Source organism: Shinella sp. H4-D48, assembly GCF_022637395.1.
In the GTDB taxonomy this organism is placed as follows: domain Bacteria; phylum Pseudomonadota; class Alphaproteobacteria; order Rhizobiales; family Rhizobiaceae; genus Shinella; species Shinella sedimenti.
The window spans coordinates 3,381,320-3,395,891 of sequence record NZ_CP093337.1 but is presented as its reverse complement, the minus strand read 5'-3'; the positions used below and the strand labels follow the sequence as shown (position 1 = coordinate 3,395,891).

General features: G+C 63.2%; 16 protein-coding genes. 4 read left to right on the top strand and 12 right to left on the bottom strand.

What is annotated here, in order from left to right; genetic code table 11:
- Positions 1 to 2: 2 nt before the first annotated feature.
- From MNR02_RS16770 to MNR02_RS16760, 3 genes are all read right to left on the bottom strand, one after another.
- Entirely contained in the window at positions 3 to 854 is an 852-nt protein-coding gene (locus tag MNR02_RS16770) for a C40 family peptidase (RefSeq protein WP_241947581.1), read from the bottom strand.
- A gap of 7 nt (positions 855 to 861) precedes the next feature.
- A complete protein-coding gene (locus MNR02_RS16765) occupies positions 862 to 1,212 on the bottom strand; it encodes a MarR family transcriptional regulator (RefSeq protein ID WP_241947580.1) in 351 nt (116 codons plus the stop codon).
- 78 nt (positions 1,213 to 1,290) lie between these two features.
- Positions 1,291 to 2,682, bottom strand: coding sequence for a M17 family metallopeptidase (locus tag MNR02_RS16760; RefSeq protein ID WP_241947579.1), 1,392 nt, complete (start codon positions 2,680 to 2,682; stop codon positions 1,291 to 1,293).
- Positions 2,683 to 2,819: 137 nt separating this feature from the next.
- Here MNR02_RS16760 and MNR02_RS16755 point away from each other — a divergent pair, with 137 nt between their 5' ends.
- A complete protein-coding gene (locus tag MNR02_RS16755) occupies positions 2,820 to 3,635 on the top strand; it encodes a tetratricopeptide repeat protein (protein ID WP_241599399.1) in 816 nt (271 codons plus the stop codon).
- A gap of 84 nt (positions 3,636 to 3,719) precedes the next feature.
- Here the strand turns inward: MNR02_RS16755 and MNR02_RS16750 are convergent, their stop codons facing one another.
- From MNR02_RS16750 to MNR02_RS16710, 9 genes are all read right to left on the bottom strand, one after another.
- A complete protein-coding gene (locus MNR02_RS16750) occupies positions 3,720 to 4,694 on the bottom strand; it encodes a type II secretion system F family protein (RefSeq protein ID WP_241599402.1) in 975 nt (324 codons plus the stop codon).
- Between the two features lie 11 nt (positions 4,695 to 4,705).
- The gene (locus MNR02_RS16745; protein WP_241947578.1) at positions 4,706 to 5,716 is read right to left on the bottom strand and encodes a type II secretion system F family protein; all 1,011 of its coding nucleotides are present in this window, start codon (positions 5,714 to 5,716) and stop codon (positions 4,706 to 4,708) included.
- A gap of 16 nt (positions 5,717 to 5,732) precedes the next feature.
- On the bottom strand, positions 5,733 to 7,211 hold the full coding sequence (locus tag MNR02_RS16740) for a CpaF family protein (protein WP_241947577.1): 1,479 nt from the start codon (positions 7,209 to 7,211) through the stop codon (positions 5,733 to 5,735).
- 36 nt (positions 7,212 to 7,247) lie between these two features.
- On the bottom strand, positions 7,248 to 8,531 hold the full coding sequence (locus MNR02_RS16735) for a CpaE family protein (RefSeq protein WP_241599409.1): 1,284 nt from the start codon (positions 8,529 to 8,531) through the stop codon (positions 7,248 to 7,250).
- A gap of 31 nt (positions 8,532 to 8,562) precedes the next feature.
- Positions 8,563 to 9,267 (bottom strand): CpaD family pilus assembly protein, encoded by a 705-nt coding sequence (locus MNR02_RS16730; protein WP_241947576.1) that lies wholly within the window; start codon positions 9,265 to 9,267, stop codon positions 8,563 to 8,565.
- Positions 9,268 to 9,302: 35 nt separating this feature from the next.
- Positions 9,303 to 10,778 carry a type II and III secretion system protein family protein gene (locus MNR02_RS16725; RefSeq protein WP_371746687.1) on the bottom strand — a complete coding sequence of 492 codons (1,476 nt, stop codon included), beginning with the start codon at positions 10,776 to 10,778 and terminating at the stop codon, positions 9,303 to 9,305.
- 18 nt (positions 10,779 to 10,796) lie between these two features.
- Positions 10,797 to 11,606 (bottom strand): Flp pilus assembly protein CpaB, encoded by an 810-nt coding sequence (cpaB, locus tag MNR02_RS16720; RefSeq protein WP_241947575.1) that lies wholly within the window; start codon positions 11,604 to 11,606, stop codon positions 10,797 to 10,799.
- 117 nt (positions 11,607 to 11,723) lie between these two features.
- Positions 11,724 to 12,230 (bottom strand): prepilin peptidase, encoded by a 507-nt coding sequence (locus MNR02_RS16715; protein WP_241947574.1) that lies wholly within the window; start codon positions 12,228 to 12,230, stop codon positions 11,724 to 11,726.
- Positions 12,231 to 12,325: 95 nt separating this feature from the next.
- Positions 12,326 to 12,526, bottom strand: coding sequence for a Flp family type IVb pilin (locus MNR02_RS16710; protein WP_241947573.1), 201 nt, complete (start codon positions 12,524 to 12,526; stop codon positions 12,326 to 12,328).
- 320 nt (positions 12,527 to 12,846) lie between these two features.
- Between MNR02_RS16710 and MNR02_RS16705 the strand changes: the two genes are divergently transcribed.
- The 3 genes from MNR02_RS16705 to MNR02_RS16695 all read left to right on the top strand — a co-directional run bounded on the left by MNR02_RS16705 (position 12,847) and on the right by MNR02_RS16695 (position 14,571).
- A complete protein-coding gene (locus MNR02_RS16705) occupies positions 12,847 to 13,263 on the top strand; it encodes a pilus assembly protein N-terminal domain-containing protein (RefSeq protein ID WP_241947572.1) in 417 nt (138 codons plus the stop codon).
- Positions 13,264 to 13,372: 109 nt separating this feature from the next.
- Positions 13,373 to 13,963, top strand: coding sequence for a TadE/TadG family type IV pilus assembly protein (locus MNR02_RS16700; protein WP_241599426.1), 591 nt, complete (start codon positions 13,373 to 13,375; stop codon positions 13,961 to 13,963).
- 50 nt (positions 13,964 to 14,013) lie between these two features.
- A complete protein-coding gene (locus tag MNR02_RS16695) occupies positions 14,014 to 14,571 on the top strand; it encodes a TadE/TadG family type IV pilus assembly protein (RefSeq protein ID WP_241947571.1) in 558 nt (185 codons plus the stop codon).
- Position 14,572 lies beyond the last annotated feature (1 nt).

Below are 14,572 nucleotides of genomic sequence, written 5' to 3'. Positions count from 1 at the left end.
CCTCAGGGGCGGCGATAGCCCGTCGGCTGCTGGTAGAGCCAGCCGATCCGCTCGATCGCCGCATCCAGCCCCTCGCGCGCCACGCTCATCGTGTGGCCGTTGGCATGCAGGATGGTCTTGTCGTCCTCCATGATGGCGACATGGCCCTTCCAGAACACGAGATCGCCACGTTGCAGGTCTGCGCGGTCGATGGGTCTGCCGAGGCCGGCGGCCTGCATGTCGGAATCCCTTGGCGCGGTGCGGCCCACCATCATCATGGAGAGCTGCACCAGGGCCGAGCAATCGAGCCCGAAGCCGGAGCGCCCGCCCCACAGATAGGGTGTTTCGAGAAAGCGCGCCGCCACGCCGACATAGTCGTCGCCCGACATGGCGTCGATGGGGAGGCAATGGCCCGCCACGACGGATTGCCCGCCTTCCAGCGTCAGATAGCGCGTGCCGCGCGTCTCGCTTTCGCCCACAACGGTTAGCCGGCTTCCGATGGAAAGCGCAAATGCGGCCGGCGTGCGCAGATCCCCGCCCGTATAGGCAAAGGTGCGCGGGACCGCGACGCGATGGGTGGCGGCACCGCCTTCACCCAGCGCCGCCTCTTCGACATAGCCGACATAACCGTCGAAATCCGACTTCACCCACGCCCAGCCGTCCGCCCGGTCGAAAACGCGCACGGTCTCGCCGAACAGCACTTCGGTATCGATCCCTGCAGCAAGGTCCGGGCGCGGTCGTAGCGCCGCGACGGGTGCGCAGATGCGCGCCGGCGTGCCGGTGACATAGCGTTCGGCGGGCACATTGCCGCGCAGCGCCTCCTCCGCAAGGTCGGGGCGATAGGCGTTGAGGCGGCGGTCGGGCAGGGTGGTCATGGCAGTCTCACAGCGGCTGTGTGCGTCCCTTGGCGATGATGAGGTCGCCCAGGCGCTCGAGATAGAGCGCACCATCCACGGTGCGCTTGATGATGACGTTGCGCCGGTCCCGCTCGTCGCGGACCCGCGTGACGAGACCGAGCTCGCCCATCGTATCGAGTGCGCGGGTGATGACCGGCTTCGTGACGGCGAGCTTGGCTGCCAGCCCCCGCACGGTATGCGGCGGCGGCACGAGGTAGATTTCGAGCAGGATGGCGAGCTGGCGCAGCGTCAGGTCGCGCCCGTCCTCCTGTACCTGCTGCAGCGTCACGGCATGCCAGAGGCCGAGCGCCTGCGATGGGGTCAGATCTACCGGCAAGGGGCCTCCGGGGGCGAACGCGATTTCGTTACGCTACCGTATCGTTCGCATCCTGACAATCGCCTGCCGGTTTCCCTCTCAGGCCGCGAAGCCGCGCATGTGATGGTAGAGCGCGCGGATCGCCTGCGCTTCGCCGCCGATGGGCGAATGCGGACGCTCGCTTTGCGCCCAGGCAAAGATGTCGAAATGCGCCCAGTGGCGATTGCGCGTCACGAAACGCTTGAGGAAGAGGGCGGCGGTAATCGCGCCCGCCATGCCGCCGGCCGGCGCATTGGTGAGGTCGGCGATGCGGGCGGACACGTCCTTGTCGTAGCCCATATAGAGCGGCATGCGCCACATCGGATCGTCGACCGAAAGGCTCGCCTCGGCAAGATCCTGGGCGAGATCGTCGTCGTCGGTGAAGAAGGGCGGCAGGTCCGGCCCGAGCGCGACGCGCGCGGCCCCCGTCAGCGTCGCCATGTCGATGATGAGATCGGCGTCTTCCTCGTCGGCATAGGCGAGCGCGTCGGCAAGGATCAGCCGACCCTCGGCATCGGTATTGTCGATCTGCACGGTCAGGCCCTTGCGGCTTCTGTAGATATCGCCGGGGCGGAAGGCATTGCCGGAGATCGAGTTCTCCACGACAGGCACCAGCACGCGCAGGTCCACCTTCAGCTTGGCGTCCATGATCATCAAGGCCAGGCCCATCACATTGGCCGCGCCGCCCATATCCTTCTTCATCAGCAGCATGGACGCAGCCGGCTTGATGTCGAGGCCGCCGGTGTCGAAGCACACGCCCTTGCCCACCAGCGTCACGCGCTTGTGGCCCTTCTTGCCCCAGCGCAGCTCCAGCAGGCGCGGCGCCTGTTCGGAAGCGCGGCCCACCGTGTGGACGAGCGGGAAGTTCTCCTTCAGGAGGTCGTCACCGGCGATGACGGAGACCTTGGCCTTGTAATGCGCACCGAGGCCCCGGAACACGTCTTCCAGCGCGTCCGGTCCCATGTCGTTGGTCGGCGTGTTGATGAGGTCGCGTGCCAGGAAGACGCCGGCGAGCTGGCGCTTGATATCGGCCGCGTCCGCATCGGCCGGAATGAGCAGGGTCGGCGCTTCGGAGGCGGATGCCTTGTAGCGCTCGAAGCGATAGCTGCCGAGGCCGTAGCCCAGCGCGAGCCGGTTTGCCGTCAGCGGTGCGGTCTCGATATGCCAGTCGCCGGCCGGCAGCGTGCGGGCGAGCTTGCCGGTGAGATAGGGGGCGTCGGAGGGGTTCTTGCCAAGGCCGAAAAGCGCGCCGCCGAGATGGCCGTCCGCCGTCGGCACCATCAGCAGACCGCCGGATTCCGCCTTGAAACCGGCCTTCTTCGCCCAGTCCAGCGCAACCGGATCGATGGTCCCCGTCTCGATATGCGCGGGCGTGATCGCGAAGATCGGCAGCGTCTTCCCGTTCTTCGTGTTGAAGGGGGAGGGCCGGTCGATGAACTGGAAGGGGGCCATGGCGGAACCTTTGGAAGAGCCTTGAGAATCGCAGCAATTAACACTCTGTTAGGGTTAACAGATTATTGCTGGAGCGGAGATTGCGGCGTGATTCCTTAACCGCCGCGATGTTGGGGAAACCGCTTCGGGGACTGATCATGGCTGCACGCCGCCTGCCTTCGTCAATTCGACCGGCGCTTTTGACGGGCGCGGCACTCGTGGTCATCGGCGTCGCGCTGGCAGGCTGCGCCGGCAAGAGCAACCTGACCACCGGTTCCATCCGGCCGTCCTCCGCCGCTACAGGCACGATGAACGCGACAGAGCTGCGCGGCGCTGCCGACAGCATCGGCCGGGCCTACGAGAAAAACCCCAAGGACGCGGCGACCGGCATCAACTACGCCACGGTGCTGCGCATGAACGGCCGCAACACGCAGGCGCTCGCCGTCATGCAGCAGGTCGCCATCAGCAATCCGAACAACCGCGAGGTCCTGGCCGCCTATGGCAAGGCGCAGGCCGCCGCCGGGCAGCTGGAGCAGGCGCTGAACACCATTCTGCGCGCCCAGACGCCGGATCGGCCGGACTGGCGGCTGAAATCGGCCGAAGGCGCGATCCTCGATCAGCTCGGCCGTTCGAACGAGGCACGCCAGCGCTATCGCGAGGCGCTGGATATCCAGCCCGACGAGCCTTCGGTCCTCTCCAATCTCGGCATGTCCTATCTTCTGGCGAAAGACCTGAAGACGGCCGAAACCTATATGCGCGCTGCCGCCAGGCAGCCGGGCGCCGACAGCAGCGTGCGGCAGAACCTCGCGCTGACTGTCGGTCTCCAGGGCCGTTTCCAGGAGGCCGAAACCATCGCCCGGCAGGAACTGACCTCGGGACAGGCGGAAGCCAACGTCGCCTATCTGCGCTCCATGCTGGCCCAGCAGAACGCCTGGAAGAAGCTCGCCGCCGACGACGCCGGCAGCACCAACTAAAGACCCAATCGTCCTCCCAGGACAAACGAAGAAGCCCCGGCCGATCGTCTCGCGCCGGGGCTTCTCTATTTTTCTGCGAAGCGATCAGAAGCGGTCGGAGACCTGGATGCCGGCCGGGCCGAGAATGACGGCCACCAGAACGGGCAGGAAGAACAGGATCATCGGCACGGTGAGTTTCGGCGGCAGCGCGGCGGCCTTCTTTTCCGCCTCGTTCATGCGCTGGTCACGGCATTCCTGCGCCAGAACGCGCAGCGCCTGGGCGAGCGGCGTGCCGTAGCGCTCGGCCTGGATGAGCGCCTGCGTCACGGATTTCACAGTGTCGAGGCCGATACGCGTACCCAGGTTCTCATAGGCCTGGCGGCGTTCCTGGAGGAAGGAAAGCTCCGCTGTGGTCAAAACGAGTTCCTCGGCCAGTTCCGGCGAGGCCATGGCGATTTCGTCGGCCACGCGCTTGAAGGCGACCTCGATCGAGATACCCGATTCCACGCAGATGAGCATGAGGTCGAGCGCATCCGGCCATGCGCGACGGATCGATTGTTGGCGCTTGGAGACCTTGTTGGAAATGAAGATGTTCGGCGCGTAGAAGCCGAGATAGGCGATGCCCAGCGTTGCCAGGATGCGGATCGAGAACGGTTTGTCGCCGAGAAAGCCGAGATAGAAGATGTAGAAGGCCGCGATCGCCAGGAACAGAAAGGGCAGGGTGAAGCGGGCGAAGAGGAAGATGTTGAGCGCGTTCTGCGAACGATAGCCGGCCTGTCGCAGGCGGTTCATCGTGTTGGCGTCGACGAGGGCCTCGCGCAGGTTCAGCCGCTCCACCACGTTGCGCACCGATGTGTTGTGCTGCGCTCTGAGCGATGCCTTGTTCTGGACCGTTTCGGCCGACAGCCGCGCCCGCTCGCGCGCCCGCATCTGCTCGCGCTCCAGCGCGACGCTCTTCATGCGCTTGTCGAGATCGCCCCGTTCGAAATAGGGCATCGCCAGCGTGTAGAACGTGGCGAGCACGGCGATCACCACGAAGGCGGGCAGGAGAACCGCGGGATCGGTGAGCATGGCGATCATGATCTGGGTTCCTAGATGTCGAAGTTGATCATGTTGCGCATCACGAGAATGCCGATGGACATCCACACGCCCGATATGCCGAGAATGAGATGACCGCGGGGATCCTGGAACAGCACCATGATGTATTCCGGCGATGTCAGATAGACGAGCAGCGTCACGATGAAGGGCAGCGCCCCGATGATCGCGGCCGACGCCTTGGCTTCCATAGACAGCGCACCGACCTTGGCACGCATCTTCCGCCGTTCGCGCAGCACGCGCGACAGGTTGCCCAGCGCTTCGGAAAGGTTGCCGCCGGCCTGGCTCTGGATGGCGATGACGATGGCGAAGAAATTGACTTCCTGAAGCGGAATGCTCGTGAACATGCGCGCACAGGCATCCGACACGCTGAGGCCGACCTGCTGGCTTTCGACGATCTTGCGGAACTCGGTCCTGACCGGTTCCTGGCCCTCGGCCGCGATCAGCCGCAGCGCGTCCGTCAGCGGAAGGCCGGACTTGATGGATCGCACCATCACGTCGAGCGCGTTGGGAAACTCCTCGAGGAACTTGTTCTGCCGGCGCTTGACGAGAAAGCCGATGAACCAGCGCGGAAGGCCGGCGCCGGCGATGAACGCGATGCCGAGCGCGACCAGCGGCCCCATGCCGCCGATGAGTGCGACGACGAAGGCGAAGACGCCGAAGATCGCGCTGAACACGTAAAACTTGGTCTCGGTGATCGACAGGCCCGCCTGGGACAGCCTGGCTTTCAGCGTCGTGGCGATCCGCTTGGATTGCTCCTGCTGCTTCTTTTCGAGGTCCTTCAGCGAATCCTGCACGGACCGGCGGCGCTTGGAAAGCTCCTGCACGCGGTCGCGCGCGGCCTTGGCCCGCGACTGATCGGTCTCGGCGGACTGGACACGGCGCATGCGGCTTTCGGTCTTCTTCTCCGTCTCGATGCGCGAGAAGAGCAGGCCATAGGCAAGGCCGGCGGTGGAGAGTGCCGCCAGCGCGAAGATCGCCACGATGGTGATATCCATTCCGAACATCGCGTCTACCCGCCCCTTACGGCTTCTCCATCGCGTCGAGCGTTGCCGCCAAACGCTTGTCCTCGTTGAAGTAGCGGGCCCGATCCCAGAAATGCGGTTTGCCGATGCCGGTGCCGGTGTGCTTGCCGATGAGCCGCCCGTTGGCGTCCTCGCCCTGGATCTCGAAGCGCATCAGGTCCTGGGTGACGATGACGTCGCCTTCCATGCCTACCACTTCGGTAATGTGGGTGATGCGGCGCGAGCCGTCGCGCAGGCGCGAGGCCTGGATGATGATGTCGATGGAGCCGGCGATGATCTCGCGCACGGTCTTGGCGGGCAGCGTGTAGCCGCCCATGGCGATCATCGATTCCATACGCGAAAGGCATTCGCGCGGCGTGTTGGCGTGGATCGTGCCCATCGAACCGTCGTGGCCGGTGTTCATTGCCTGCAGAAGGTCGAAGACTTCAGGTCCGCGCACTTCGCCCACGATGATGCGCTCGGGGCGCATACGCAGGCAGTTCTTGATGAGGTCGCGCATGGTGATCTCGCCCTCGCCCTCGATGTTCGGCGGGCGGGTTTCGAGACGCACGACATGCGGCTGCTGCAGCTGAAGTTCGGCCGAGTCCTCGCAGGTGATGACCCGCTCGTCCCGGTCGATATAGTTCGTCAGGCAGTTCAGCAGCGTCGTCTTGCCCGAGCCCGTACCGCCGGAGATGACAAGGTTGCAGCGCACACGGCCGATGATCTGAAGAAGGGCCGCGCCCTCGGGCGTGATCGATCCGAACCGGACGAGCTGGTCGAGGGTCAGCTTGTCCTTCTTGAACTTTCGGATGGTGAGCGCCGTGCCGTCGATGGCGAGCGGCGGGGCTATGACGTTGACACGCGAGCCGTCGGGAAGGCGCGCGTCGCAGATCGGGCTCGATTCGTCGACGCGGCGACCGACCTGGCTGACGATGCGCTGGCAGATGGAGAGAAGCTGGGCATTGTCGCGGAAGCGGATTTCCGATTCCTGCACCTTGCCGCCCACTTCGATATAGGTCTTGCCCGCACCGTTCACCATGATGTCGGCGATGTCGTCGCGCGCCAGAAGCGGCTCCAGCGGGCCGTAGCCGAGAACGTCGTTGCAGATGTCGTCGAGCAGTTCCTCCTGCTCGGAAATCGACATCGCGAAGTTCTTGATGGTGATGATGTCGTTGACGATATCGCGGATTTCCTCGCGCGCGCTTTCCGTGTCGAGCTTGGCAAGCTGCGACAGGTCGATCGTGTCGATCAGCGCGGAGAAGACCTGGCTTTTGGTATCGTAATAGTCTTCGTTGCGCGGCGTGCGACGACGCACGGCCGCGGCGGGTGCAGGACTGGGCGCGGCAACCGGCGACGGCTCTGCGACGGGTTGTGCGACAGCGGCGGCAACCGGCCGTTCCGCCGTCACGGTCGCGCCGGAGGCCGCACCGGCATGGGCCGTCTGGCCTGCCGTGCCGCTCTTGCCGAAGCCTTCATTTCCGCGTTTGCCGAACATTCCACTCATCCAGTCTGTTGCACCGCCCGTCCGGGCTTACTTGCGGCCGAGGAGACCCAGCATCTTGCCGATCCCGGCCTTCTTGGGCTTCTTCACCGTCGCGCGCCCCGTCACGAGATGGGCGATCTGCGAGAAGGTTTCCGCCGTCGGTGACTTGCGATCCATTTCCGCGATCATGCGTCCGCTGTTGGAGGCCGCGCCGAAGAGCTGGGCGTCGAACGGGATGATGGCGACGGGCTCCACGCCAAGTGGCTCGCAGAAGTCGGAGGGCGAGATCTCCGGCCGTTTCGGCAGGCCGACCTGATTGAGGATCAGGTGCGGTGGCTTGTCGTTGGGCCTCAGCTTCTTCAGCGCGTCGAGCATGTTCTTGGCGTTGCGAAGGTTGGCGAGATCGGGAACGGCGGTGATGACCAGCTCGTCCACTTCCGAAAGCAGCGTGCGCGTCCATTCCGACCACGCATGCGGCACGTCGAGCACGGTGACCGGCGCGCTGCGCTGAAGCACTTCGAGGATCGGCTGGAACGAGCCGCGCTCGAGGTCATAGCCGCGGTCGAGCATGGAGGGTGCGGCCAGCAGGGAGAGATGCTGCGAGCACTTGGCGAGCAGACGATCCAGGAAAACCTCGTCGAGGCGATCGGGCGCATAGATCGCCTCGGATATCCCCTGCGGCGGATCCTGGTCGAAGTCGATATTGGCGGTGCCGTAGGGCAGATCGAGATCGGCCAGAATGACTTCGGTCTGGAACAGGTTCGAAATGTCGAAGGCGCAATTGTGCGCGATCGTCGAGGAGCCGCAGCCGCCCTTGGCGCCGATGAAGGCGACGCTGCGCCCGAGCGGCTCGGCATCGGGATCGACGAAGATCGCCGACATGGCGGCCAGCACGTCGGCCATGCCGACGGGGCCCACCATATATTCCGAGATGCCGTTGCGGATCAGCTCGCGGTAAAGCGGGATATCGTTGTAGCGGCCGACGATGATGACCTTGGTGCTGGGATCGCAGACCTCGGCAAGCGGCGCCAGCTCCTCCATGATATCGCCGGGCTGCGCGGACGTTTCAAGGATCAGCAGGTTCGGCGTCGGCGCGGAGGCGAACATGTTGGCCGCCGCCGCGATGCTGGCGCTCGATATCTTCAGGCTCACCTTGGCCAGGCGCCGGTCCTGGGCGCAGCGCTCCATGGTGCGCAGCATCGCCTCGCTCTCGCAGAAGGCGTGCACGGAGATGCGCGGCAGCGGGCGCATCGCTTCCAGCTCCGCCGGACGGATCGCGTCATCCGCCTCGTCTGCGGCATCGTTCTTGAAAGTGTAGTCGACCGTGCTCATGGCGTTACCTGGCTTGGAGACGCAAGCAGCGTCAGTTCATTTCTCTAAGTTCGGTATAGGACTCGCGATAGCGCTTCATGGCATTGCCACGCTGGGTCGCGTCGGCCGGGGTCATGCGGCGCGGACCGAGCAGATCGTTGGGGTCGGCGATCTGGGCCGCAAGGTTGTTCTGCTGGGCGCAACCGAAGTTATGATAGTTCTTGTTCCCGTATGTATTGATCAGCAGGTCCTCCGGCCACTGGCCGCAGGCCGGCGTCGAGGCCGTGATAGCGAAATAGCTGAGGCGGATCGGCGCCGCTTCGGCCGGGTCGGCGGCGGTGTAGCTCTCGACGATCACCTTGCTTGCGGGAACGCCCTGGCGCGTGACGACCTTGCGGATATGTCGGCTGGTCACGGCGGCTGCCGCGTCGTTGCGGGCACCGTGCGGCACGATGATACGGAACGTGCCCGACGTGCTGGAGGTGTAGCCATCAGCGAAGCCGGCGATCACCTCGGCCTGGCCGCGCGTCAGTTGTGTTGCGCCGGTCGCGATCGGGATATCGATGGTCTTCTCCTGCTCGCCCACCACGATCGGGTGGCGTGTGCGGTAGTCGTCCGGCAGCGAACCGGTCGTCGTGGCATCCCGGTTGGCGCAGCCTGAGGCGACCGCGACGAGCGCCGCCATCGCGAACAGGGTAACGGCTCGTCCGGCGTTAAGACGCCGGGTGCGGTTCGTGGAGTGCATTTCGTTTGCCATCGGCTGGGCCCGTCCCTTTTTCACGTCGCACCCGTTCACTTGTAGATGAAGCCAACGCTGCCTTCGTAGCGCTGGGCGGGCAGGTTGCTCTTCCTGCCGTAGATCTGGTTGACCTGGCCGAGGAAGACGCTCGCCGCGTCATTGGCCGGATTGAAATTGTCGTCCGGCCGCGCCAGCGCGTTGCGGTTGACCGGCTTCACGAGATAGGGCGTGGCGATGATCACCAGCTCGGTCTCGTTGCGTTCGATGGTTTTTTGCCGGAACAGCGCGCCGAAGATCGGAACCTTCGAGGCGACCGGTGTGCCGTTCATGCTCTGCTGCACGTCGTCACGGATGAGACCGGCAAGCGCGATGGAGCCTCCGGAGGGCAATTCGACAACGGTTTCGGCATCGCGGCGGCGATATTCGGCGCTTGTTGCGCCGGCAACCGGCTCGGAAACCTTCGTCTGGATGCGCAGACTGATGCGCCCCGAGGACAGCACCGTCGGTGTGAAGCCGAGCGAAATGCCATATTGATAGGTCGTCGTGGTATAACCGCCGTCGCCATCGCGAACCGCATAGAGCCGCTCACCGCCCGAATTGAATGTAGCCGCCTGGCCGGAGACCGCCGTAAGCGTCGGCTCGGCCAGGGTGCGGATTGCCTTGGCCTGTTCCAGGGCGTTGACGACGGCATCGATGCCGAGCTTGCCGACATTGCCGGAAATCGCGCCGCTCAGTCCGCTCGCCGCGCTGTTGAAGGAGAGCACGTCGAGATTGGAGCCGGACGCGCCGGCGACACGGCTGAACGTGTTGTCGAAGCCAAGCTGCTTGAGAACCTCGCGGCGGATTTCGGCCACCGTGACCTTCAGCGTCACCTGGTCCTCGCCCTGAACCTGGAGCATGTTGACGACCTGCGAGGCCTGGCGTCCTTCGCCGAAGATCGCCGCGTCACCATTGTTGCCCTGGGACACGACCGTTCGCGTGGTCGCCTCGCCGCCCTTGAGGAAGATCTGCGCGAGGTTGACGGCCTGCGTGGCGTCCTGCGGCGTGCGCACGCTGCCGCTCAGGACGATATTGTCGGAGATGATCTCGACCTGAATATCGGAGTCCGGGATGAAGCGCCGCAGGTTTGCCTGAAGATTGGAGACGTCGCGCTCGACATTGAGATCGATGCTGACGATTTCCTCGCCGCCGGGTCCGAAGACGAAGATATTGGTCTGGCCGACTTCCTTGCCGAAGAGATAGATGCGTCGCGATGTGCGCGTTACCGCATCGGCCTTCACCGGGTCGGCCACGAGAATGTCATGCGCGTCGGAGGGCAGGTCGATGACGACGGCCTTGTTGAGGCCGAGATTGATCGTCTTGCGCGCGCCCGGGCCGGCATTCTGGATGCGGATGATCGACGCGCTGGCCGCCTCGGCCGTGGCGATGACCTTGCCCGTGACGATGGCGGCAGGCAGACCGGAAAAGGCCAGGCAGAACGTCAGTCCGCCGGCGACAGAAGCCCGAAAAGTCTTTGAGAGTGCGAACACGGGTCAGCTCCTGATCATTTACTGCGCTTCAGACGCATTGCCGTTGACGATCTTGCCGGTCTTGATCACCTGCACCTGCGGTACGCCATCGGCCCCGCTGAGCAGGTAGTCTGCCGCGCCCGTATCGGGCTCCTGGGCATCGGCGACGCTGCGCAGCGCAAGCGACAGCCGTTCGGCCATCTGCTGGGCGACGCTCATCACCTTTGCCTGGTCCGGCGTGAGTTCGAGTGTGGCGGTGGTGCCCAGCACGGTCTTGGATCCGTCCGGATTTTCCTGGATCTGCTGGTCGATGGCCAGAACGCGCACATTGGACAGCACGTTTTCCGTGAGGAAGTTACCGGTGCTGCTCTTGCGCACCATGATGACGTCGACGCGGTCGTTCGGCAGGATGAAGCCGCCGGCGCCGGTCGCTACGGTGATCTCGGTGGCCACCGCGCGTTTGCCCGAAGGCAGCAGGGAGGACATGATGCGGCTGGAGGAATCGACGATCTTTTCCTGGCGAACCGGCTCGCCGTTGAAGATCGGCATGCGGGCGATGGCGCCCTCGAGCGTCTGGATCGCGTCCGGCCGGTTTTGTTCAGTAATGAAACCGTCGACGACGGAGCCCTTCGGCCATTCGGCCCAGGCAACGGAGCCGGCATTGAGCCGCGTGCCGACAGGCAGGCTTTCGGTCGCGACGAGAACCTTGATGGTCGGCTCGCGCTCGAGGACCGTCTGCGTCTCGACAACCGAAACACCACCCTTGCGGGCGACCTGCAGCGCCAGGAAACCTGCAACGCCAGCCGACACGACGGCCACTGCCAGAATGATGATTCGCGCCGGTTTCATTTGGTTTCCCTGAGCTGCGGACTCTTCTATCCGCCGACATTGCCCGGGAAAGGTATAATTATGGTTAATAGTCGCCTTACGGTTATGGTTAACGACCGGTTGATGGCGTTGCGACCTTTAGTTGCCGAGGGCGGCGAGCATGAGCGGTGAGGACGGGTAGGCGATGAATGCGCCGACGCCGATAGCAATGCCGTAAGGAATCTTCTTCGCCATGACGAGTGAGTCAGGCACAGGAAGGCCGCTGGCCAGGATCGTGTTGGTGTGCGCACGCACCGAGAGGATCGCCAGCGTCAGCACGCCGCCGAGGAACGAGACATAGACCAGGAACTCGAACAGCGAGAAGGTCAGGCCAAACCACACCGCGCTCGCGGTCAGAAGCTTCGCATCACCGCCGCCCATCACATTAAAGGCAAAAAGGGCAAAACATACGGAAAAAACGATCGCGCCGGCCGCAAGATGCGTCGCGATTTCCATCAGGCCCAGCCCGGCAAGTGGGGCCACGATGAAGAACGACGCGAGAAGGATGGCCGAAACCCGGTTGGGAATGAGCATTGTCAGGAAATCGGAACAGGCCGCAACCGCAAGGCAAAGCGGGAAAACCACGAAGATGATGGCTTGGGCCAATTGATGCCTCCACTCGACAGGAGCCTGTCATCCAAAGCGACTGATTACAAACAAAGAAAGCCGCCTCTCGGCGGCTTTCTCTCAGTTTGCAAGTATCAAGGCGCCTGATAGTTGTCAGATGTCGTCTTGGCAGTGGACATCTTTGTCGAAAGCGAGCTGAACGTATTGTTCAGCGTGCCGCCGAGCGAAGTAGCGCCGGCAATCAGGGCAACGGAAATCAGGGCAGCGATCAGGCCGTATTCGATGGCGGTTGCACCCGATTCGTCCTTCATAAGGCGAGCGAAAATCTTGGTCATGGTATTCTCCTAGCTCCACGATGTTGGTTCAGCACGTCCGCCAACTGTTTCCGTTGTTCGGATGACTGCAACCTACAGGCTCGCCATTTCCATCGACTTAAGGAAGTGAGTTAATATTTCCTTGCCGCGGTCCCGCCGGAATTATGGTCAAAAAATGGTTGATGGGGCTTTTCATATAGTTTTTCGCTCCGGATGGCCCGATAATGAACGGAAGTGCCGGAAAACGTGGAAGTTGAGTGGGTTCGGATTGCACGGCGTTTAAGCCTTCATTTACCATTCGCGGCGATGCTGTCCCTGCCTTATCTTCGGGATGACTGTTTATGGGACGCCACCGCACCTTCGCCGTTCACGCTGCAAAGCTTGTAACGGCTGCTTCTATCCTGCTCTCGGCCGGCGCCTCCGCCATGGCCCAGGAGCAGCTGATGCGCGTCTATATGGATCACGCCCGCGTGCTGAGGCTCGACCGGCCGGTCAGCAAGGTCATCATCGGCGATGCCGAAGTGGCCGATGCCACGGTCGCAGATGCCAAGACGATCGTCATCACGGGACGCAGTTTCGGAACGACCAATCTGGTTCTACTGGATGCCGACGGCAACGCCATCGTTGACGAGCGTATCCTCGTTTCTATCGACGAAGGCAACACGGTGCGTGTGTTCCGTCAGACGGAGCGGTCGGTTCTCTCATGCACGCCGAACTGCGAGGAGCACGTTTCCCGCAACAAGGCGGCCGGCAACTGATACAGCGTGCGAATGCGGGAAACCGTTCAAGTCTTCGTCGCCGCACACACGAAAAATAAACAGTCTGCCTTCTATTCTGACACGATCTGGGATTTTGGAACGGATCGCGATGTCGCTCGATCAGGATATATCCAGCCGCCGACAGCCCATGAAGGGGCTGTTGAAGCGCTTCTACCGTCGCCGCGACGGCGCGACCGCGATCGAATTCGCTATCCTTGCCATCCCTTTTTTCGTGATGATCTTCGCGTCGCTTGAAACCTTCGTGGCATTCACCGGCGAACAGCTGCTCGCCAACGCGACCGAAAACATGGCGCGCAAGATCCGCACCGGCCAGATCAAGCCGGGATATTCGGAGAAAGATTTCCGGAAGCAGTTCTGCGAAGAGATCAGCATCCTCATGCCCTGCTCGGCCAAGGAAATCGATACGCCGGACAAACTGCTTCTCGATGTCCGCAGCTTTGAAAAATATACGGATATCCCGAAGGCGGTTCCTCTCGCCGATTCCGACATCGATACGAGATCTTTCAAGTTCGCGCCGGGCGGCAAGAAGACGATCAACATCGTCCGCGCCTATTACCGGTGGGATGTCATCACCGATCTCGTGCGCCCGCTGCTCTCCAACATCAAATCGGCGAACGGCTCCCGGCAGAACTACCTGATGATCGCCACGGCAGTCGTCCAGAACGAGGATTATCCTTGATGACCGGGATTGTTTCTCGCGTGTTTACTCGCAGGGGTGAAGCCCGGTCGATGGGGGGCGTACTGTTGCGCTTGCGCCGCTTTGTCGACGATCGCCGGGGTGTCGGCGCCATCGAATTCGCGATCGTCGCGCCGCTGCTGATCATCACCTATATCGGCGCCTTCGAAGTCTCCGTCGCCGTTTCCATGTCGCGCAAAATCAGCCGTGCCTCCAGCACCGTCTCCGATCTCCTGACCCGCAGCGAGAACACCACGAAGGCTGTCCTCGACAGCATGAAGGATGTCACGCGCAACGTCATCACGCCCTTCACGCAGGACGGTTATACGCTGAAGATCACCGGTGTCGCCATCGATGCTGGCGGCAATGCGACGGTGGCCTGGTCGCGTGATCAGAATGCCGCGACGCCCTATGCCAAGGGCAGCACGGTCACATTGCCGCCGGATATCGCGGTGAAGGACGCCTTCATCGTGCGCACGGAATACACCGTGCCGCACAAGATCCTGCTGATGGCACCGGGATTGAGTTCGCATATCAACAACATCACGCTCGGCAAGACGAGCTACTTCCGCAAGCGTGCAGGCGAGAAGATCACCTGCACCGATTGCTGAC